This window comes from Actinokineospora sp. NPDC051303, from assembly GCF_055586285.1.
In genome coordinates this window covers 1-18,373 of record NZ_JBVJIN010000023.1, presented here as the reverse complement: position 1 = coordinate 18,373, position 18,373 = coordinate 1, and the positions used below count along the sequence as shown (strand labels likewise).

General features: G+C 70.5%; 21 protein-coding genes. 16 read left to right on the top strand and 5 right to left on the bottom strand.

Translation table 11 applies throughout. The features are described 5' to 3' along the window. Positions 1–9 precede the first annotated feature (9 nt). A complete protein-coding gene (prfA, locus tag ACZ6SD_RS18885) occupies positions 10–1,086 on the top strand; it encodes a peptide chain release factor 1 (RefSeq protein WP_465318235.1) in 1,077 nt (358 codons plus the stop codon). 42 nt (positions 1,087–1,128) lie between these two features. Here the strand turns inward: prfA and ACZ6SD_RS18880 are convergent, their stop codons facing one another. Further along, positions 1,129–1,335 (bottom strand): DUF1918 domain-containing protein, encoded by a 207-nt coding sequence (locus ACZ6SD_RS18880; RefSeq protein ID WP_465318234.1) that lies wholly within the window; start codon positions 1,333–1,335, stop codon positions 1,129–1,131. Between the two features lie 120 nt (positions 1,336–1,455). Between ACZ6SD_RS18880 and prmC the strand changes: the two genes are divergently transcribed. Further along, on the top strand, positions 1,456–2,331 hold the full coding sequence (gene prmC / locus ACZ6SD_RS18875) for a peptide chain release factor N(5)-glutamine methyltransferase (RefSeq protein WP_465318233.1): 876 nt from the start codon (positions 1,456–1,458) through the stop codon (positions 2,329–2,331). Here the strand turns inward: prmC and ACZ6SD_RS18870 are convergent. Next, a complete protein-coding gene (locus tag ACZ6SD_RS18870; RefSeq protein WP_465318232.1) occupies positions 2,321–2,929 on the bottom strand; it encodes a hypothetical protein in 609 nt (202 codons plus the stop codon). The genes prmC and ACZ6SD_RS18870 overlap by 11 nt on opposite strands. Positions 2,930–3,098: 169 nt before the next feature. Here ACZ6SD_RS18870 and ACZ6SD_RS18865 point away from each other — a divergent pair, with 169 nt between their 5' ends. The 12 genes from ACZ6SD_RS18865 to atpD all read left to right on the top strand — a co-directional run bounded on the left by ACZ6SD_RS18865 (position 3,099) and on the right by atpD (position 14,466). Beyond that, positions 3,099–3,914 carry a tetratricopeptide repeat protein gene (locus ACZ6SD_RS18865; RefSeq protein WP_465318231.1) on the top strand — a complete coding sequence of 272 codons (816 nt, stop codon included), beginning with the start codon at positions 3,099–3,101 and terminating at the stop codon, positions 3,912–3,914. A 34-nt stretch (positions 3,915–3,948) separates the two neighbouring features. Then, positions 3,949–4,599, top strand: a complete 651-nt coding sequence (locus tag ACZ6SD_RS18860; protein WP_465318230.1) for an L-threonylcarbamoyladenylate synthase — start codon at positions 3,949–3,951, stop codon at positions 4,597–4,599. A gap of 88 nt (positions 4,600–4,687) precedes the next feature. Then, positions 4,688–5,992, top strand: a complete 1,305-nt coding sequence (locus ACZ6SD_RS18855) for a serine hydroxymethyltransferase (RefSeq protein ID WP_465318229.1) — start codon at positions 4,688–4,690, stop codon at positions 5,990–5,992. Then, positions 5,989–7,149 (top strand): glycosyltransferase family 4 protein, encoded by a 1,161-nt coding sequence (locus tag ACZ6SD_RS18850; RefSeq protein ID WP_465318228.1) that lies wholly within the window; start codon positions 5,989–5,991, stop codon positions 7,147–7,149. The genes ACZ6SD_RS18855 and ACZ6SD_RS18850 overlap by 4 nt, the downstream gene beginning before the upstream one ends. Positions 7,150–7,195: 46 nt before the next feature. After that, a complete protein-coding gene (locus ACZ6SD_RS18845) occupies positions 7,196–7,675 on the top strand; it encodes a hypothetical protein (protein ID WP_465318227.1) in 480 nt (159 codons plus the stop codon). Between the two features lie 227 nt (positions 7,676–7,902). After that, positions 7,903–8,685, top strand: coding sequence for a F0F1 ATP synthase subunit A (gene atpB / locus ACZ6SD_RS18840; RefSeq protein WP_465318226.1), 783 nt, complete (start codon positions 7,903–7,905; stop codon positions 8,683–8,685). Between the two features lie 63 nt (positions 8,686–8,748). Then, positions 8,749–9,003: an ATP synthase subunit c family protein gene (locus tag ACZ6SD_RS18835; RefSeq protein ID WP_465318225.1), complete on the top strand. Its 255-nt coding sequence runs from the start codon at positions 8,749–8,751 to the stop codon at positions 9,001–9,003. A 31-nt stretch (positions 9,004–9,034) separates the two neighbouring features. Beyond that, positions 9,035–9,577, top strand: a complete 543-nt coding sequence (locus ACZ6SD_RS18830) for a F0F1 ATP synthase subunit B (protein ID WP_465318224.1) — start codon at positions 9,035–9,037, stop codon at positions 9,575–9,577. Between the two features lie 12 nt (positions 9,578–9,589). After that, the gene (locus tag ACZ6SD_RS18825; RefSeq protein ID WP_465318223.1) at positions 9,590–10,408 is read left to right on the top strand and encodes a F0F1 ATP synthase subunit delta; all 819 of its coding nucleotides are present in this window, start codon (positions 9,590–9,592) and stop codon (positions 10,406–10,408) included. A gap of 43 nt (positions 10,409–10,451) precedes the next feature. Then, entirely contained in the window at positions 10,452–12,095 is a 1,644-nt protein-coding gene (gene atpA / locus ACZ6SD_RS18820; RefSeq protein ID WP_465318222.1) for a F0F1 ATP synthase subunit alpha, read from the top strand. 2 nt (positions 12,096–12,097) lie between these two features. Continuing rightward, on the top strand, positions 12,098–13,024 hold the full coding sequence (locus ACZ6SD_RS18815) for a F0F1 ATP synthase subunit gamma (protein WP_465318221.1): 927 nt from the start codon (positions 12,098–12,100) through the stop codon (positions 13,022–13,024). 2 nt (positions 13,025–13,026) lie between these two features. After that, entirely contained in the window at positions 13,027–14,466 is a 1,440-nt protein-coding gene (gene atpD / locus ACZ6SD_RS18810) for a F0F1 ATP synthase subunit beta (RefSeq protein ID WP_465318220.1), read from the top strand. 100 nt (positions 14,467–14,566) lie between these two features. Here atpD and ACZ6SD_RS18805 read toward each other — a convergent pair whose 3' ends face one another. From ACZ6SD_RS18805 to ACZ6SD_RS18795, 3 genes are all read right to left on the bottom strand, one after another. Next, positions 14,567–15,025 (bottom strand): hypothetical protein, encoded by a 459-nt coding sequence (locus ACZ6SD_RS18805; protein WP_465318219.1) that lies wholly within the window; start codon positions 15,023–15,025, stop codon positions 14,567–14,569. Between the two features lie 397 nt (positions 15,026–15,422). Then, positions 15,423–16,766, bottom strand: coding sequence for a hypothetical protein (locus ACZ6SD_RS18800; protein ID WP_465318218.1), 1,344 nt, complete (start codon positions 16,764–16,766; stop codon positions 15,423–15,425). A gap of 2 nt (positions 16,767–16,768) precedes the next feature. Next, entirely contained in the window at positions 16,769–17,278 is a 510-nt protein-coding gene (locus ACZ6SD_RS18795; protein ID WP_465318217.1) for a SigE family RNA polymerase sigma factor, read from the bottom strand. Between the two features lie 108 nt (positions 17,279–17,386). Between ACZ6SD_RS18795 and ACZ6SD_RS18790 the strand changes: the two genes are divergently transcribed. After that, positions 17,387–17,752, top strand: coding sequence for a F0F1 ATP synthase subunit epsilon (locus ACZ6SD_RS18790; RefSeq protein WP_465318216.1), 366 nt, complete (start codon positions 17,387–17,389; stop codon positions 17,750–17,752). Positions 17,753–17,779: 27 nt separating this feature from the next. Continuing rightward, a complete protein-coding gene (locus ACZ6SD_RS18785; protein ID WP_465318215.1) occupies positions 17,780–18,226 on the top strand; it encodes a DUF2550 domain-containing protein in 447 nt (148 codons plus the stop codon). Positions 18,227–18,373: the final 147 nt, after the last annotated feature.

Sequence of the window (18,373 nt, the reverse complement as noted above, 5' to 3'; positions counted from 1 at the left end):
GTGTTCCCGGTGGATTCATCATCGCTGGACGAGTTGCTGGCCGAGCACGGTGAGCTGGAGAAGTTGCTCGCCGATCCCGCCGTGCACGCCGACCAGGACCGTGCCCGCAAGCTGGGCCGCCGCTACGCGGAGCTGACCCCGGCGGTGAAGACCATCCGGGAGCTGGAGGCGGTGCGCGGCGACTTGGCCGACGCCCGGGAGCTGGCCAGGGAGGACTCCGGGTTCGCCAAGGAGGCTGACGAGCTGGCGGCGCGGATTCCGGCGTTGGAGACGAAGCTGACCGAGCTGTTGCTGCCGCGCGACCCGCATGACGCCGCCGACGTGCTGCTTGAGGTCAAGTCGGGGGAGGGCGGCGAGGAGTCCGCGCTGTTCGCGGGCGACCTGCTGCGCATGTACCTGCGCTACGCCGAGCGGCACGGCTGGAAGGCCGAGGTGCTCGACGGCACCGAGTCCGATCTGGGCGGGTTCAAGGACGTCACGGTCGCCATCAAGAGCCGCGGCTCGGACCCCGACGGCGTGTGGGCGCGGCTGAAGTTCGAGGGCGGCGTGCACCGCGTGCAGCGGGTGCCGGTCACCGAGTCCCAGGGGCGCATCCACACCTCCGCGGCGGGCGTGCTGGTTTATCCGGACGTCGAAGAGGCCGCCGAGATTGTCGACATCCCGGACAAGGACCTGCGCATCGACGTGTACCGCTCGTCGGGCAAGGGCGGTCAGAGCGTCAACACCACCGACTCGGCCGTGCGCATCACGCACCTGCCGACCGGCATCGTCGTCTCCTGCCAGAACGAGCGCTCGCAGCTGCAGAACAAGGCCCGCGCCATGCAGGTCCTGCGCGCCCGGCTGCTCGCCGCCCAGGAGGAGGAGGCGGCCCGGCAGGCGTCCGACGCGCGCCGCAGCCAGATCCGCACCGTCGACCGCTCGGAGCGGGTCCGCACGTACAACTACCCGGAGAACCGCATCTCCGACCACCGGGTCGGCTACAAGGCGCACAACCTCGACGCCGTGCTCGACGGCGACCTCGACGGCGTCCTCGACGCCCTGTCCGAGGCCGACCGGGCCGAACGGCTGGCGAGCTCGGCGGGCTAGACCGCTAACCGGCCGCTACCGGGTTTCCTTTGTCGCCGGTGCTTACCGGGATTTCGTGGCCTCCGCCTCGCTGAGGACGTGCGCGTCCGGACCGGGGGCGACGAGCACGGTGTGGTCGCTGTCGCTCCACTGGACGACGAACGGCGGCGTCCCGTCCGGGCCGCGGACCTCCTCGATGCGGCCGCGGCGGGCGTGGTGGTCCACATCGCCGCGTTCGACGATGAGCCAGTCACCAGGTTGTGCCTTCACGGTGTTTCTCCTCACTTCCCCTTGCGCGGTGGCGTCGGTTCCACTGTCCAACGGAGCCGCCCGCGCGTCCAGTGCGGACACCTGACTGACACCGACCGCGGCCGTGAAAGGGTTGCGGGCATGAGCAGGCACCCCCTCCGGCTGGCCATCGGCGCGGCCGAGCGCGTTCTGGCCGACGCGGGCGTCGCCTCGCCGCGCAACGACGCCGAACTGCTCGCCGCGCACGTCCTCGGCGTCGAGCGGGGCAAGCTGCCGCTGGTGCCGCTGGTCGACGCGACCGTGCTCGACGCGCTCGGGGCGCTGGTCGCCCGCCGCGCCTGCCGCGAGCCGTTGCAGCACCTGACCGGGGACGCGGCGATGGGCGCGATCACCGTCGCGGTCGGGCCAGGGGTGTTCGTGCCGCGCCCGGAGACCGAGCTGATGTTCGCCTGGGGGCTGGCGACCCTGGCCGAGGCGCGCTCACCGGTCGTGGTCGACCTGTGCACCGGGTCCGGGGTGCTCGCGCTGTCGGTGGCCAACGCCCGCCCGGACGCGCGGGTGCACGCCGTCGACATCGACGCCGCCGCGCTGACCTGGGCCCGGCGCAACGCCGACGCGCGCGCCGCGGCCGGGGACACCCCGGTGCGGCTCTACTCCGGCGACGTCACCGACCCGGGGCTGTTCGCCGACCTCGACGGCCAGGTCGACCTGGTGCTGTGCAACCCGCCGTACGTTCCGGACGGGACCGAGGTGCCGCCGGAGGTCGCCGAGCACGACCCGGCGCACGCGGTGTTCTCCGGAGCCGACGGCCTGACCGTCATCCGTTCGGTGGTCGCCGCGGCCGCCCGCCTGCTGCGTCCCGGCGGGGCGGTCGCCATCGAGCACGACGACAGCCACGGCGCGGCCGTGCCCGCGCTGCTGGCGGGCCAGGGCGTGTTCACCGAGGTCGAGGACCACCCGGACCTGGCGGGCCGCCCGCGATTCGCCACCGCCCGCCGCGCGGACCCTAGGGCGTGACGTTCTCAATCATCGTGCGGTAGACCGGAGCCGTCTCGGCCCACCGCTCGACCGTCGAGCTGGCGTAGAGGAAGTACTCCGTCCCGTCCACCCGCCAGTACATCGAATGGACGTGCAGGCGGCCCGCGGCGGTGTCGTGCTCGAACTCCCAGTCGACCGCCAGCACGCCGTGGTAGGTCGCGGTGCCCAGGCTCAGCCGCTGGAACCGCTGCCGGGTGGCCGCGAACGCGCGCTCGTAGTCCACATGGGACCGCACCAGGTCCACCGCGGGCGCGGGCGCGCCGCCGTAGCGGATGAACCGGGTCGGGTCGTCGGGATCGGTGGCCTGCATGGCGCCCGGACCGCTCGACCGGGTGACGATCCAGCCGTCCGGGATGGTGGTGACGATGCCGCCGGGCCCGGCGACCCGCTGGTAGCCCTCGGGCACCGGCAGCGCCACCTTCGACGGGCTCGGCGCGACGCGCGGGTCCGCCGGGGGCTCGGCCAGCGGGGACGGCGCGGGTTCGCCCGGCCGCGCGGGGGGAGCCGAGTCGGCGTAGTCGTAGGTGGTGATGGACTGCGCGTCGCGCTCGGGCTCCTTGGGCGCGACCAGCAGCACCGCGCCGACGGCCGCGCTGACCGCGGCGTAGGCGACGACAAGCGAGGACGCCAGCCAGCGTGAGCTGAGCTGGGATCCTCTGCGCGTGAAGCGGCTGGTCGTGGCTACTCCCTGGACACGGGCCTGCGGTATGCCGTACCGAGGGTAGCGTGACCTCTTGGGTGATCCAATGCTTCGTACATGGCAGGACGTCATCGCCAAGTGGGAACTGACCGCTGGCGAGGACGAACCGGGGGCGGGAGAGGCCGCCGAATCGTTCGCGCGCGGCCGGTCCGCGCTGCTCGCGGGCAGGCTGGACGAGGCGCTCGGCGAGTTCGAGCGGTCGGCGGCGCTGCGCGCGCACCCGCACGACCACGTCGGCATCGGCGACGTGCTGCTCGCCCGCGGCCGGTGGCGCGCCGCGGCCAGGCACTACCGCCGCGCCGAGGAGCTGGACCCGGGCAACGCGCTCGCGTTCCTGGGCCTGTCCCAGGCGAAAGTGGCCGGTTCGGACGCCGTGGCCGCCGCGGAAGACCTGGAACGCGTCTACGGCGGCACGGGCAATCCGGTGCTGCGCTACTACCTCGCCAGCACCTGGTGCTCGGTCGCCGACCAGGCCCGCGACCGCACCGGCGAGGAGACCCTGGTGTTCACCAGCGAGGGCCAGCTCGCCCTGTGCGAGCACGCCGCCCAGCGCATCCTCGAACTCGACGTGGACGACCGGGAGCTGCGCCGGGGCGCGGAGCGGCTGCTGGCCGAGGTGCGCTCGGGCCGGCGCTGGCACTGGCGCCCGGAGGGGATCGCGGTGAGCCTGGCGGTGCTGGCCGTCTCCTGCGGGCTGACCCTAGTGGCCATCGGCGGGGTCACCGGCAGCGTGCCGCTGGTGGTCGCCGGGATCGTCGTCGGCAGCGCCCTGCTCTACCTGATCGTGGTGCGCTTCCGCAGGCAGAGCTGGCGCACCCGGGCGCAGGCGCGGGCGGGCGGGATCGGCGGCGGAGGCGCGTGATCGTCCGACTACGCGCACCGCTATCCTCGCCGCCGTGACCACGGTCTACGACTGCAGCGAGCGCGGCCAGCGCGAAGACGGCCTCGCCGCGGCGGCCAGCGCGGTCCGCGCGGGCCGCGTGGTCGTGATCCCGACCGACACCGTCTACGGCATCGGCTGCGACGCGTTCTCCCCGACCGCGGTCAGCTCGCTGCTCGCGGCCAAGGGCCGCGGCCCGGACATGCCCGTCGGCGTGCTGGTCGGCTCGTGGTCGACCATCGACGGGCTGGTCCTCTCGGTGCCCCAGTCGGCCCGTACGCTGGTCGAGGCGTTCTGGCCGGGAGACCTGTCCATCGTGCTGCCGCACGCGCCGTCGCTGGCCTGGGACCTGGGCCGGACCGGCGGCACGGTCATGCTGCGGATGCCGCTGCACCCGGTGGCGATCGAGCTGCTGCGCGAGGTGGGGCCGATGGCGGTCTCCAGCGCCAACCGCTCCGGCCGCCCGCCTGCCGCGACCGCGCAGGAGGCCGTCGACCAGCTCGGGGACTCGGTGTCGGTCTATCTCGACGGCGGGCCGTCCGGCGACCCGGTGCCCTCGACCATCGTCGACCTCAGCGGCGACGAGCCCGTGGTGCTGCGCGAGGGCGCGGTCAGCGTCGCCGCCGTATCCGAGGCTTTGGGCGCTGAGGTGCGCACCGCACGGTAGCGTTGCCCACCTGATTCGCCCATCTGATCCGCCCGCCTGGCGCCCGCCCCACCGACAGCCGTTCGACACGCAGGAGATGCGACCCCCCGTGCCCACGCCGTTCTGGGGCCCCGACTTCGCGGCCCTCACCAGCACGGACCCGGAGATCGCCGAGGTGGTGCTCGGCGAGCTGGACCGGCTGCGCGGCGGGCTGCAGCTCATCGCGAGCGAGAACCTCACCAGCCCCGCCGTGCTCGCCGCGCTGGGCTCGACGCTGTCGAACAAGTACGCCGAGGGCTACCCCGGCCGCCGCTACTACCCCGGCTGCGCCCAGGTCGACGCGGCGGAGGAAATCGGCGCGGCCCGGGCGCGGGCCCTCTTCGGCGCCGACCACGCCAACCTGCAACCGCACTCCGGGACGAACGCGAACCTGGCCTGCTACGCCGCGTTCTGTGCGCCCGGCGACGTCGTGCTGGCCATGGACCTGCGCCACGGCGGCCACCTCACGCACGGCTCGCCCGCCAACTTCTCCGGCCGCTGGTTCGAGCCGGTCCACTACGGCCTCGACCGGGAGACCGAGCTGATCGACTACGACCAGGTCCGCGACCTGGCCCGCGCGCGCAGGCCGCGGATGATCATCGCGGGCGCCGCGGCCTACCCCCGGCTGATCGACTTCGCTGCTTTCCGCGAGATCGCCGACGAGGTCGGCGCGATCCTGCTGGTCGACGCGGCGCACTTCATCGGGCTGGTCGCGGGCCAGGCGGCGCCGTCGCCGGTGCCCTTCGCCGACGTGGTCACCGCGACCACGCACAAAACCCTGCGCGGTCCGCGCGGCGGCCTGGTGCTCTGCCGCGCCGAGCACGCCGAGGCCATCGACAGGGCGGTCGCCCCGTTTACCCAGGGCGGCCCGATGCCGCACGTGATCGCCGCGAAGGCGGTCGCGCTCCGGGAAGCAGCCGAGCCGTCCTATCGCGACTACGCGCGCCAGGTCGTGGCCAACGCCGCCGCGCTCGCCGAGGGGCTGGCCGAAGAAGGCATGCGCCCGGTCTCCGGCGGCACCGACACGCACCTGGCCGTGCTCGACCTGCGCGGGCTCGGCGTCACCGGAGCCGAGGCCGAGGCGCGCTGCGCCGCGGCCGGGATCATGCTCAACAAGAGCCCCGTCCCGTTCGACCCGGCTCCGCCGTCGGTCGCGTCGGGCATCCGGCTCGGCTCGCCCAGCGTCACCACGCAGGGCATGACCGAGCCCGACATGCGCGAGATCGCCCGGCTGGTCGGCCGCGCCGTGCGCACAGCGGCCGACTCAGCCGACCCAGCCGCCGCAGCCGACCCAGCCGCCGCAGCCGAGCTGGCCGAGGCGGTGGCCGCCATGACCGCCGCCCGCCCCGCCTACCCGAGGAGCCAGCGGGCGTGACACCCACGAGCGGATTCGCGCCCGCTGGCCTGCCGGTGCGGGAGTACCTGCTGGTCGCGCTGATCACCGCGGTCCTGACGTTCCTGCTGACCGGCCTGGTCCGGCTGCTGGCCATCCGGATGGGCGCGGTCGCCTACCCGCGCCAGCGCGACGTGCACGTCGTGCCGATGCCCCGGCTGGGCGGGCTGGCCATGTACCTGGGCATCTGCGGCGGGATGCTGCTGGCGCATCAGCTCCCCGTGCTGCGCCGCGCGTTCGACTACTCGTTCGACCCGGTCGCCGTGCTCATCGGCGGCGGCGTCATCGTCGCCATCGGCATGCTGGACGACCGGTTCGAGCTGGACTCGCTCACCAAACTGGCTGGCCAGACCACCTGCGCGGGTGTCCTGGTGCTCTTCGGCATCCAGTGGTTCGTGCTGTGGGTGCCCTGGGGCGGCGGCGACAAGGGCGTCCTGGGCTCGGTGCTGGTCCTGGACCAGAACCAGGGCGGCGTGCTGGCCATCCTGCTCGCCGTCACGATGATCAACGCGATGAACTTCGTGGACGGGCTCGACGGGCTCGCCGCGGGCATCGGCCTCATCTCGGCCGCGGCGACCTGCGTGTTCGCCATGAACCAGCTTGACGAGTCCGGCGGCGACATCGGCAACTACTCGCCCGCGCTGTTCACCGCCACCCTGGCCGGGGCCTGCCTTGGCTTCCTGCCGCACAACTTCCAGCCCGCCCGGATCTTCATGGGCGACTCCGGGTCGATGCTCATCGGCCTCATGCTGGCCGCGGCGAGCACCACCGTCTCCGGCCGGGCCAACCCCACCCAGTGGGGCGCGACCGACGCGCTCGCGGTGTTCTCCCCGCTGCTCATCGTCGCCGCCGTGCTGTTCGTCCCGGTGCTCGACCTGATGATGGCCGTCGTCCGGCGCACCCGCCGCGGCGAGAGCCCGTTCTCGGCGGACAAGATGCACCTGCACCACCGCCTGCTGGAAATCGGGCACTCCCAGCGCCGCGCGGTGCTGCTCATCTACCTGTGGGCCGGCCTGATCGCCTTCGGCGCCATCGCGGTGACCCTCTACGACGTCGCGCTCGTCATCTGGGGGATCGTGATCGTCGTGGTGCTGACCGCGGTGATCTCCTACCTGCCGCGCATCCGCTCGTCCCGGTGACGCCTGCCGGGGCCGCCCGCGCGCCCGGCCTTAGACTGAACCCACGATGAGCGAGAACAACGAGACAAGCGCGACCACCGACGCGACCGCCGAGCCGAGGCCTGGCCCGCACACCCGGTCGCTGCTCACGCTGGCGGACGCCATGTTCCGCACCGCGCTGTGGCCGTCGGTGGCGACCCTGGCCGCGGGGGTGGTCCTCTTCGGCGTGCTGAACGGGGCGCCCGGCGCGCTCGGCGCGCTGGTGGGCGGCGCGCTCGCCTGCGGCTCGTCGCTGCTGACGCTGTTCCTGATGCGCAAGACCGCCCCCCTGGGGCCGCAGGCCGCGCTCGCCGCGTCGCTGGGCGGCCTGCTCGTCAAGCTGTTCGTGCTGATGCTGGTCATGACCGCGCTGCGCGGCGTCGACGCGCTCCACGGCCGGTCGTTGGGCCTCACGATGATCGCCGTGGTGATTGTCGCGGCCGTCGCGGAGGCGGTCGCGTTTCGCCGCACCAAGCTGCCGACAATCATCACCGCCGACGAGGAGTAGTTCGTCGGCGGGCCACGCCACACACCTGATGATTCCTTCGTTACCGCCTGGTAGGGTTTGCGTCAGCGGTCGGTTTGGCGTATTGCGGTCAGCTCGCGGGTTGGCTGACCAGGCCATCAGGTGGCCGGCTGCAGACATGCCATGTTCGTCAGGTACCTTACGACCTGATCGTGACGATTCCCCCGGCGGAGTGAACGCCGGCCGGGAGAACCGGAAGGAGCCCAGAGTTGGGCAGGCTGGTGCTGGCCGAGGGTGAGACGTTCAGTCCACCCGGCGTGAAGGACTTCATTCTCCCGCCGATCTTCGGTGACGTCACGAAACCGATGGTCCTGGTGGTCTTGTCCGTCGTGATCGTCTCCGCGTTCTTTCTGATCACGTCGCGGAACCTGAAGGTCATCCCCAGCAAGTGGCAGTTCGCCGCCGAATCGGTCTACGACTTCGGCCGCAACTCCATCGCCAGGGAGCAGATCGGCTCGAAGGATTTCAAGCCCTTCGTGCCGCTTATTCTCACACTGTTCACCTTCGTGTTGGTGAACAACCTTTTCGGGGTCATCCCGGTGCTGCAGTTCCCGACCATGTCGCGGATCGGCTTCCCGCTGGCGCTGTCGGTGCTGGTGGTCTACCCGGTTTACCACTACGTCGGCTTCAAGCGGCATGGCTTCGTCGGCTACCTGAAGCACGCCACGATGCCGCCCGGCGCGCCCGGTCCGATTTACCTGCTGGTGGCTCCCATCGAGTTCCTGCAGAAGTTCATTCTGAACCCGGTCACGCTGGCGATCCGAGTTTTCGCCGCGATGTTCGCCGGACACCTCATTCTGCTGGTTTTCACCCTGGGTGGTGAATTCCTGCTCCTGCACGCCCCAGTGGCGCTCAAGCCGGTATCGCTCGTCTCCTGGGCTTTCGCCATCGCGATGACTTTCCTTGAGGCGTTCATCCAGGTTCTGCAGGCGTACATCTTCGCGCTCCTGTCGGCCAACTTCATCGGCATGGCACTCGCGGAAGAGCACTAGGGACACCCATCAAGCCCCCGATCCGCGGGTGCCCGCGGACCGAGTTGGAAAGGGATACACAAAGTGAGCAGTGTTGCTGTTCTCGCCCAGGAGGCGCCCGCCTCGATCAACGCTGGCCTCGCGGCCATCGGCTACGGCCTTGGCGCCATCGGCTCCAGCGTCGGCGTCGGCCTGATCTGGGCCGCGGTCATCAACGGCACGGCCCGCCAGCCGGAGGCCCAGAGCAAGCTCATGGGCATCGCGTGGACGACCTTCGTCCTTGTCGAGGTGCTCGCCCTGATCGGCCTGGTCGTGTTCTTCATCGCGTCCGGCGGCTGATTCAGCCCTTCTTCGTCAGGGAGACGTCGTGGTGAACACATTCATCCTGGCCGCTGAAACCCCGAGCCCGGTGATGCCGCACCTCGCCGAGGTCATCCTCGGCCTGGTGGCTTTCCTGCTGCTGCTGTTCGTGATCTCGAAGTTCGTCGCGCCCCGGTTCGAGAAGCTCTACGCCGAGCGCACGGCCAAGATCGAAGGCGGCATCGAGAAGGCTGAACGGGCCCAGGCCGAGGCCGAGGCCGCGCTGCTGCAGTACAAGGCGCAGCTCGCCGAGGCCCGCGCCGAGTCCGCGCGCATCCGCGACGACGCCAGGGCGGAGGCGGAGCAGATCAAGGAGGAGCTGCGCGCCCAGGCCCAGGAGGAGTCCGCGCGTATCGTGGCGCAGGGGCAGGCCCAGCTGGCGGCGCAGCGCGCGCAGATCGTCGCCGAGCTGCGCGCCGACCTCGGCCGCCACGCCGTCGAACTGGCCAGCCGGGTCGTGGGCGAGTCCCTTGAGGACGAGGCCCGGCGCCGGGGAACGGTCGACCGGTTCCTGGCCGAGCTCGACTCGGTTTCGGCGCCTGCGAAGAGCTAGGGGACGCCTGAGATGACATTCCAAGCCGCGAGCCGGGAAGCCCTCGCCGCCGTCGAGCTGACCCTGCTCGACGTCGTCGAGGGGGCCACGGCCGCCGCAACGCTCGGCGAAGAGCTGTTCGCGGTCGTCGGTCTGCTGGACCGGGAAATCGGCCTGCGGCGCACGCTCGCCGACTCCGCCACCGATCCGGCGAACCGCGAACGGCTCGTGCGGGACCTGCTCGGCGGCAAGATCTCCGAGTCGGCCCTGACCGTGGTCGCCGCCGCGGTCGCCGCCCGGTGGTCGAGCCCCCGGGAGCTGGTGGACGGCCTGGAGTCGCTGGCCACCACCGCGCTGCTGGTGCGCGCCGAGCGGGACGGCCGCCTCGACACCGTCGAGGACGAGCTGTTCCGGCTGGGCCGCATCATCGCCGACCAGACCGAGTTGGAGCAGGTGCTGGCCAACCGGACCGCCACGGCCGAGGGCAAGCTCGCCCTGGTCCGCGAGCTGATCGGGGCCAAGGTGGACAAGACCACCTCGGCGCTGGTCGAGAACCTGGTCGGCCAGCCGCGCGGCAGGCAGGTCGTCGCTGGCCTGGAGGCGCTGGCCGCGCAGGCGGCCAAGCGGCGCGAGCGCTCGGTGGCCCACGTGATCTCCGCTGGCCCGCTCTCCGCCGAGCAGCAGGACCGGCTGTCGGCCTCCCTGCAGCGGATCTACGCCCGGCCGATCGCGCTGCACATCGAGGTCGACCCCGACCTCGGCGGCGGTCTGGTCATCAAGGTCGGCGACGAGGTCATCGACGGCAGCACCACCGGACGGCTCGACGCGCTGCGGCGCAGGCTGGCCGGCTGACCCCCATTAGTCTTCCCAGAACGAAGCGAGAGCAGGAACTTTCATGGCGGAGCTGACGATCTCGTCGGACGAGATCCGCAGTGCGATCGAAAACTACGTCTCCAGCTACTCCCCGGACGTCAACCGGGAAGAGGTCGGAACGGTTTCCGACACCGGTGACGGCATCGCCCACGTCGAGGGCCTGCCCTCGGCCATGGCCAACGAGCTGCTGGAGTTCCCCGGCGGCGTGGTCGGCGTGGCGCTGAACCTGGACGCCCGCGAGATCGGCGCCGCCATCCTCGGCGACTACGACAAGGTCGAGGAGGGCCAGGAGGTCAAGCGCACCGGCCGGGTCCTGTCCGTCCCGGTCGGCGACGCCTTCCTCGGCCGCGTGGTCGACCCGCTGGGCAACCCGATCGACGGCCTCGGCGAGATCGTCGCCGAGGAGCAGCGCGCCCTTGAGCTGCAGGCCGCCACCGTCGTGCAGCGCCAGCCGGTCGAGGAGCCGCTGCAGACCGGCCTCAAGGCCATCGACTCGATGACCCCGATCGGCCGCGGCCAGCGCCAGCTGATCATCGGCGACCGCAAGACCGGCAAGACCACGGTCTGCGTCGACACGATCATCAACCAGAAGAAGGCGTGGGAGACCGGCGACCCGAAGCAGCAGGTCCGCTGCATCTACGTCGCCATCGGCCAGAAGGGCTCCACCATCGCGGGCGTCAAGTCCGCGCTGGAGGAGGCGGGCGCGCTGGAGTACACCACCATCGTCGCCGCCCCGGCCTCGGACTCCGCTGGCTTCAAGTGGCTCGCGCCCTACACCGGCTCCGCGCTCGGCCAGCACTGGATGTACCAGGGCAAGCACGTCCTGATCATCTTCGACGACCTGACCAAGCAGGCCGAGGCGTACCGCGCGATCTCGCTGCTGCTGCGCCGCCCGCCGGGCCGCGAGGCCTACCCCGGCGACGTCTTCTACTTGCACTCCCGCCTGCTGGAGCGCTGCGCGAAGCTGTCCGACGAGCTCGGCGGCGGCTCGATGACCGGCCTGCCGATCATCGAGACCAAGGCCAGCGACATCTCCGCCTACATCCCCACCAACGTCATCTCCATCACCGACGGCCAGTGCTTCCTGGAAGCCGACCTGTTCAACTCGGGCCAGCGTCCGGCGATCAACGTCGGCACCTCGGTCTCCCGGGTCGGCGGAGCCGCGCAGACCAAGGCGATGAAGAAGATCTCCGGCACGCTGCGTCTTGAGCTGGCCCAGTACCGCGAGCTGGAGGCGTTCGCCGCCTTCGCCTCCGACCTCGACGCCACCTCTAAGGCCCAGCTCGCCCGAGGCACCCGGATGATGGAGCTGCTCAAGCAGGGCCAGTTCTCGCCGCTGCCGGTCGAGGAGCAGGTCGTGTCCATCTACGTCGGCACCAAGGGCTACCTGGACTCGATCCCGGTCGGCGACGTCCGCCGCTTCGAGGCCGAGCTGCTGGAGAACCTGCGCCACCGCCACGCGGGCATCCTGGACGAGATCCGGGTGAACAAGGTGCTCTCCGACGACAACGAAGAGCGGCTGATCGCGGCTGTCGAGGCGTTCTCCGAGAACTTCACCGCGGCCGAGAGCGGCGGCGTCAGCGACGTCCCCGCCGACGCTCTGGACGCCGACGAGGTCGGGCAGGAGACCGTGAAGGTCAACAAGCCCGCGCCGCCGAAGGAGTAGGCATGGCGCAACTTCGGGAGATCCGCCAGCGGATCAAGTCGGCCCAGTCCTTCAAGAAGATCTTCAAGGCGCAGGAGCTGATCGCCACCTCGCGGATCAGCAAGGCGCAGGCGCGGGTCGCGGAGTCCAAGCCGTACGCGGACGAGATCACCGCGGTGCTCACCGCGCTGGCCACGGGCGCGAGCAACCTCGACTCGCCGCTGCTCACCCAGCGCGAGCGCACCCGGCGCGCCGGTGTGCTGGTGGTGACCTCCGACCGCGGCCTGTGCGGCGGCTACAACGCCAACGCCATCAAGCGCGCGGAGGAGTTGCAGTCGCTGCTGCGCGAGCAGGGCAAGACCCCGGTGCTGTACGTGATCGGGCGCAAGGGCCTGAACTACTACCGGTTCCGGCAGCGCGAGGTCACCGGCAGCTGGACCGGTTTCTCGGAGCGGCCCGCCTACAGCGACGCCGTTGCCGCGGGCGAGGCGCTGATCAGCGCCTTCCTCGCGGGCGAGGACGACGTGGACGACCAGCCGGGCGTCGATGGCGTGCTGGGCGTGGACGAGTTGCACATCGTCTACACCGAGTTCCGCTCGATGCTGTCCCAGCGCCCGGTCGCCAAGCGCATCGGCCCGATGGAGATCGAGTACAGCGAGTCCCCGGGGATCTCCTCGGCCTACTCGTTCGAGCCGAGCGCCGAGGCCCTTCTCGGCAACCTGCTCCCGAAGTACGTCAACACCCGGATCTACGCGGCACTGCTGGAATCGGCAGCGTCGGAGTCCGCCGCTCGACGCACGGCAATGAAGTCCGCCACGGACAACGCCGACGAACTGGTCAAGAGCTTCACGCGAGTGGCCAACCAGGTTCGCCAGGCGCAGATCACCCAGGAGATCAGCGAGATCGTCGGTGGCGTAGAGGCGCTCGCTGCCGCAGGAAGTGATGATTAGCGATGACTGCCATTCAGGAACCACGCACCAGCACCGCCACCGGCCGGGTCGTCCGGGTGATCGGTCCCGTCGTCGACGTGGAGTTCCCGCGCGACTCGGTGCCCGAGCTGTACAACGCGCTCAAGGTCGACGTCGAGCTTGAGTCGATGAAGAAGACCATCACCCTTGAGGTGGCCCAGCACCTCGGTGACAACCTGGTGCGCTGCATCTCCATGGCGCCCCAGGACGGCCTGGTCCGCGGCGCCCCGGTGCTCGACACCGGCGAGGCTATCTCCGTGCCCGTCGGCGACGCGGTCAAGGGCCACGTGTTCAACGCCCTCGGCGAGTGCCTGGACAAGCCGGGCCACGCCGCGGACGCCGAGCGCTGGCGCATCCACCGCCGCCCGCCCGCCTTCGACCAGCTCGAAGGCAAGACCAAGATGCTGGAGACCGGCGTCAAGGTCATCGATTTGCTCACCCCGTACGTCGAGGGCGGCAAGATCGGCCTGTTCGGCGGCGCTGGCGTCGGCAAGACGGTGCTCATCCAGGAGATGATCACCCGTATCGCCCGCAACTTCGGTGGCACCTCGGTGTTCGCCGGGGTCGGCGAGCGCACCCGTGAGGGCACCGACCTCTTCCTGGAAATGGAAGAGATGGGCGTGCTCCCCGACACCGCGCTCGTCTTCGGCCAGATGGACGAGCCGCCGGGCACCCGCATGCGGGTCGCGCTGTCCGCGCTGACCATGGCGGAGTACTTCCGCGACGTCCAGAACCAGGACGTGCTGCTGTTCATCGACAACATCTTCCGGTTCACCCAGGCCGGTTCCGAGGTCTCCACCCTGCTCGGCCGCATGCCGTCCGCGGTGGGCTACCAGCCCACCCTGGCCGACGAGATGGGCGAGCTGCAGGAGCGCATCACCTCGACCCGCGGCCGCTCGATCACCTCGATGCAGGCGATCTACGTCCCCGCGGACGACTACACCGACCCGGCCCCGGCGACCACCTTCGCCCACCTGGACGCGACGACGGAGCTTTCCCGTCCGATCTCCCAGAAGGGCATCTACCCGGCGGTCGACCCGCTGACCTCGTCGTCGCGCATCCTCGACCCGGCCGTCGTCGGCGACGAGCACTACCGGGTCGCCCAGGAGGTCAAGCGGATCCTGCAGAAGTACAAGGAACTGCAGGACATCATCGCCATCCTCGGCATGGACGAACTGTCCGAAGAGGACAAGGTGACGGTCAACCGCGCCCGCCGCATCGAGCGCTTCCTCTCCCAGAACTTCTTCGTAGCCCAGAAGTTCACCGGCGAAGAGGGCTCGTTCGTCAAGGTCTCCGACACCATCGAGGCCTTCGACAAGGTCGCCAAGGGCGAATACGACCACGTTCCCGAGCAGGCCTTCCTCTCCATCGGCGGCCTGGACGACCTGGAGCGCAAGTACCAGCAGCTGACCGGCAAGAAGTAACGCCCCCAAGCTGAACCGAGAGGGCCGGTGTCCACTGCGGACACCGGCCCTTCTGGTGTGTGGGTTTGTTTGTTACGTGGCTGCGATGTTTAGCAGCGGACTAAAAGCTCCATTCCCAGCCGCTTTCCATCCCCAGCGGGCGCATTGCTATCACTCCGGTGGTGTTTCTTGTGTCGAGAACGATCACGCCTCGGTATTGAGAGGATGGTGAAAATTGGTCGGTGGTCAAGTATTCGTCATTCTTCATGCACAGGCGGAAGCTGGCTACTTCGCTCTCGGTGATGCCATCCGGTCCCACGATATCGAAATCGTGCTGGGTGATCATGGAGATTGACTCTTCGGCCTTGAAATCTGGATGCGTCTTTACGGTCATGTGAAGCGCGAGGTAGTGGCCTCGCTCCGCCTTCTCGGCATACGGGCTCGTGCATGGCGGGTCGAGGACTATCTTGTCCACGCTGAATGTGACCATCGTCTGGTCTTCCCTGTTCGCCACGCCGCCTGCCTGGCCAACCTGTTTCAGCAAGTTGCCTGAGGGAGCAATGAAGATTGCAGCCAGCACCTTGGTCGTAGCCAGCCTGTTCGTTGCTGGATGCGCTTCCGAGGCACCTAGCAGTTGTTGGCTGGGCGAGTTGGCTACGTCAAGTCGGCGCGGTGTGGTTACCGATTTCGAGACACTGCTTCCGCTTCCGGCAGGCTTCGACGGCCGACTGGATTCTGGCGTCTCCCATCGGGCCGCTGGCGACACCCCGCCGCCCTCGGTTGGTCGGATGGGCACTCGGCGGCGTCTGGCGGTCGAGGGTGGGAGGCGGTGCCTTGTGCTGCTGGTTCGACTCGGTGGTCAGGGAGGTAATCGCCCCGCGTGCGCTGGCAACCGCGGCACGCTGCTTGCCCGCGCGTTGACCATGTACGTGTGACGAGAGGCCAGTGTCCGCAATGGACACCGGCCTCTCGTTCCGTTACCGCAGGGGAACGGTCACCGGGTCTGCGTCTGGGCTGGTGACGGTCACCTGGTTGGCGTCGGCGGGGATCAGGGCGGCGTCCTTGCCCACCGGAACCGGCTGCGCTCCCGGCTGGGCGGTGCGGTAGCTCAGGTCGGCCCCTCGGGCGGCGACGAGCCAGCCTTGACCGTCCGGAAGGGATAGTGCGACCGGAAGTGGGGCGGCAGGGTCAAGTGGGCCGCCGTAGGTCCAGGTTGTCACCTTGCCTTCCGGGTTTCTGAGGGCGAGGTAGAGCCTGCTGCCGGTGAAGTTGGGCGCGTACTCCACCGCCACGGCGCTGCCGCCGCCGGGGAGGTCCGCGACCACCTCGAAGCCGACCACGCCGACCCGGGCCAGGGGATCGCCATAGCCCGCCGTCTGGAGTTCGGCGCCGACGTCGAGGGTGGCGGTCAGCGGGGGTGACGTGCTTCCGGTCGTCCTCAGTGGAGGGTTCTGCGGCCAGTCCATTGTCCGCTGGGGAATCGGTTTGCTCTGCCGGTCCGTGCCCTCGGCGTACAGCGACGCGGGCAGCACGGTCAGGCTGCTGGAGTGCCCGGCCTTGTCGGGGTCTTGGCCGCGCACCACCCGCACATCGCCGCCGCGCACCGGTCCGGGGAATGCGGCGAACCAGATTCCGTCCAGGGCGGTCATGGGCGTCCATCTCCGCGTGCCGTGGCCATCTGGGTTGACTGTCCACTCCGGAGAGATGTGCAGTGGGCCGCCGTCGATCGCCACCGCGTGCCGGTCGTCGGGGCCGAACAGGAAGGCGATCGGTCCGCCGCTGGTGCGGAAGCTGTTGACCAGGGTGGGCTGGTCGCCGGTGACCAGGCCGACGACGGTGCGCTGGACGGTGCTCAGGTCGACCCGGGTGTCATCCGCCTGGATCAGGACGCCCGCCTCCGGCCTGCGTTCCTGCACGACGACGGCGACCCTGCCCGCGGGGGTGTTTCCCGCCCAGTAGACGTGTGGCTTGCCCAGGCGCGCTTCGGCGGGGTCGGCTGCCCAGGGGGCGGCGGCGATGCCGCGCTCGAAAGCGGCCGCCGCCTCCCGCAGGTAAGCCTGGTCGCCCGCCAGGTCGCCTCGGGTGGGCGCGGTGAGCATCGGATCGGGCTGTGCGGCGGCCAGCGGGGGCGGGTCGGCCTGCCAGATGGTCACGGTCGCCGCCCCGGCCGCGACGACCATAGCGAGGACGCCCGCCACGGCCATGCGGTGGCGAAACCGGCGGCGTTTGCCGCCGCGCAGCACGGCTCCGGTGAAATCGGGGCGCGGCTCGACGCCCTCGGTGGCCTCCCGCAGGACGCGCGAGAGTTCGGTGGTGTCCATGCTCATCCCCTCGTGAGGCTGTGGGCGCCCAGGACCTCGCGCAGCCGGTCCAGGCCGCGGGAGGTCTGGCTTTTGACGGTGCCGACGGCGCAGCCGAGCGTGGCCGCCGTGTCGGCCTCGGACAGGTCGTCGAAGAAGCGCAGCACCAGCACCGCGCGCATCCGGGCGGGCAGCGTCCCCAGCGCCCGCGCGACCTGGTCGCGGTCAAGCACCGCGCTTTCCGGTCCGCGCACCCCCGGCTCCGCCGCCTCGTCCAGCGGCGACTCGGGCACCCGCCGGGAGCGGCGCCGCCAGCGGTTCGCCGAGGCGTTGGCCAGCGCGGCCCGGACATAGGGCTCCAGGTCCCCGCGCACGCGTCTCCGCTTGGTGTAGACCCGTTCCAGCACGTCTTGCAGCAGGTCCTCGGCCGCGCCCTGGTCTCCGCCGCAGAGCAGGAACGCGGTGCGCAGCAGCGCGGTGGACCTGTGCGCGACGAACTCGGCGAACTCATCATCCGCGTCGATCGTCGTCACCCCCTTGTGGTCGAAATGTCGTATGTCCTAACCGACACCGGGCTGGCTGGGGAGGTTGACGGCGGTCCGACTAGACTGGCAGCGAACCGCGAGCCGAAGGAGACACCCGTGGCTGAGATGTCCGTCCAGCTGGTCGCCGTGGAACGACGCCTGTGGTCGGGTACCGGCACGTTCGTGGTCGCGCAGACCACCGAGGGTGAGATCGGCATCATGGCCGGTCACGAGCCCGTGCTCGGCCAGTTGGTCGACGGTGGCGTGGTCAAGATCCGCACGACCGACGGCGACACGGTGGTCGCCGCGGTGCACGGTGGTTTCCTCTCCGTCACGGCCGACTCGGTGAGCATCCTGGCCGAGTCCGCGGAGCTGGCGGGTGAGATCGACGTGACCCAGGCCCGCTCGGACCTGCAACACGCGGACACCGACGAGCGCAACCGGGCAGCCGCCCGCCTGCGCGCCGCCGAGCAATCGGCCTGATGACGGCCTAGCGGGCGGGAGCGGCCGGTGGACATCAGCGTGGTGGTCGTGACGCTCTTGGCCGCTGTCCTGATCGTTCTCCTGCTCCTGGTCGTCCGGCGCGTGCGGCTGCTGCGCGCGGGGGGCATCCACGTCGCCCTGCGCACCCGCATCGATGACACCGGCAAGGGCTGGCACCTGGGCGTTGGCCGCTACCAGGGCGACGAGTTCGCCTGGTTCCGCGCGCTGAGCCTGCGCGCAGGCCCCGACCGCGTCATCCACCGGGCCGGTCTGGAGATCGCCGCGCGCCGCGACCCGGGCCGCTTCGAGACCCCGAACATGCCGCTGGGCTCCCGGGTGCTGCGCATCGAGAACCTGCTGGGCGGCCCGCCGCATCCCGAGGTCGAGATCGCGATGACCCCGGACGCGCTGACCGGTTTCCTTTCCTGGCTGGAAAGCGCCCCGCCCGGCCAGCGCCTGCCCTGGGCTTCCTAGGGCCTGTGTCGAAGTACCGGCACGCACCAGCCGCGCCGGATGCGGCCCCTGACGGCACGGCCACGACGCCCAAGTACAACACCGGTACGAGCGGCGCCGCGGCCGCACCGCCAGGAACCACCCCGATCACGACTGACACGCACCGGT

Coding starts and splice junctions, on each gene's coding strand:
- prmC (WP_465318233.1), top strand. CDS start 1,456: ATGAGCAGGCACCCCCTCCGGCTGGCCATCGGCGCGGCCGAGCGCGTT.
- atpD (WP_465318220.1), top strand. CDS start 13,027: ATGACTGCCATTCAGGAACCACGCACCAGCACCGCCACCGGCCGGGTC.
- ACZ6SD_RS18815 (WP_465318221.1), top strand. CDS start 12,098: ATGGCGCAACTTCGGGAGATCCGCCAGCGGATCAAGTCGGCCCAGTCC.
- ACZ6SD_RS18825 (WP_465318223.1), top strand. CDS start 9,590: ATGACATTCCAAGCCGCGAGCCGGGAAGCCCTCGCCGCCGTCGAGCTG.
- ACZ6SD_RS18865 (WP_465318231.1), top strand. CDS start 3,099: ATGCTTCGTACATGGCAGGACGTCATCGCCAAGTGGGAACTGACCGCT.
- ACZ6SD_RS18800 (WP_465318218.1), bottom strand. CDS start 16,766: ATGGACACCACCGAACTCTCGCGCGTCCTGCGGGAGGCCACCGAGGGC.
- ACZ6SD_RS18845 (WP_465318227.1), top strand. CDS start 7,196: ATGAGCGAGAACAACGAGACAAGCGCGACCACCGACGCGACCGCCGAG.
- atpA (WP_465318222.1), top strand. CDS start 10,452: ATGGCGGAGCTGACGATCTCGTCGGACGAGATCCGCAGTGCGATCGAA.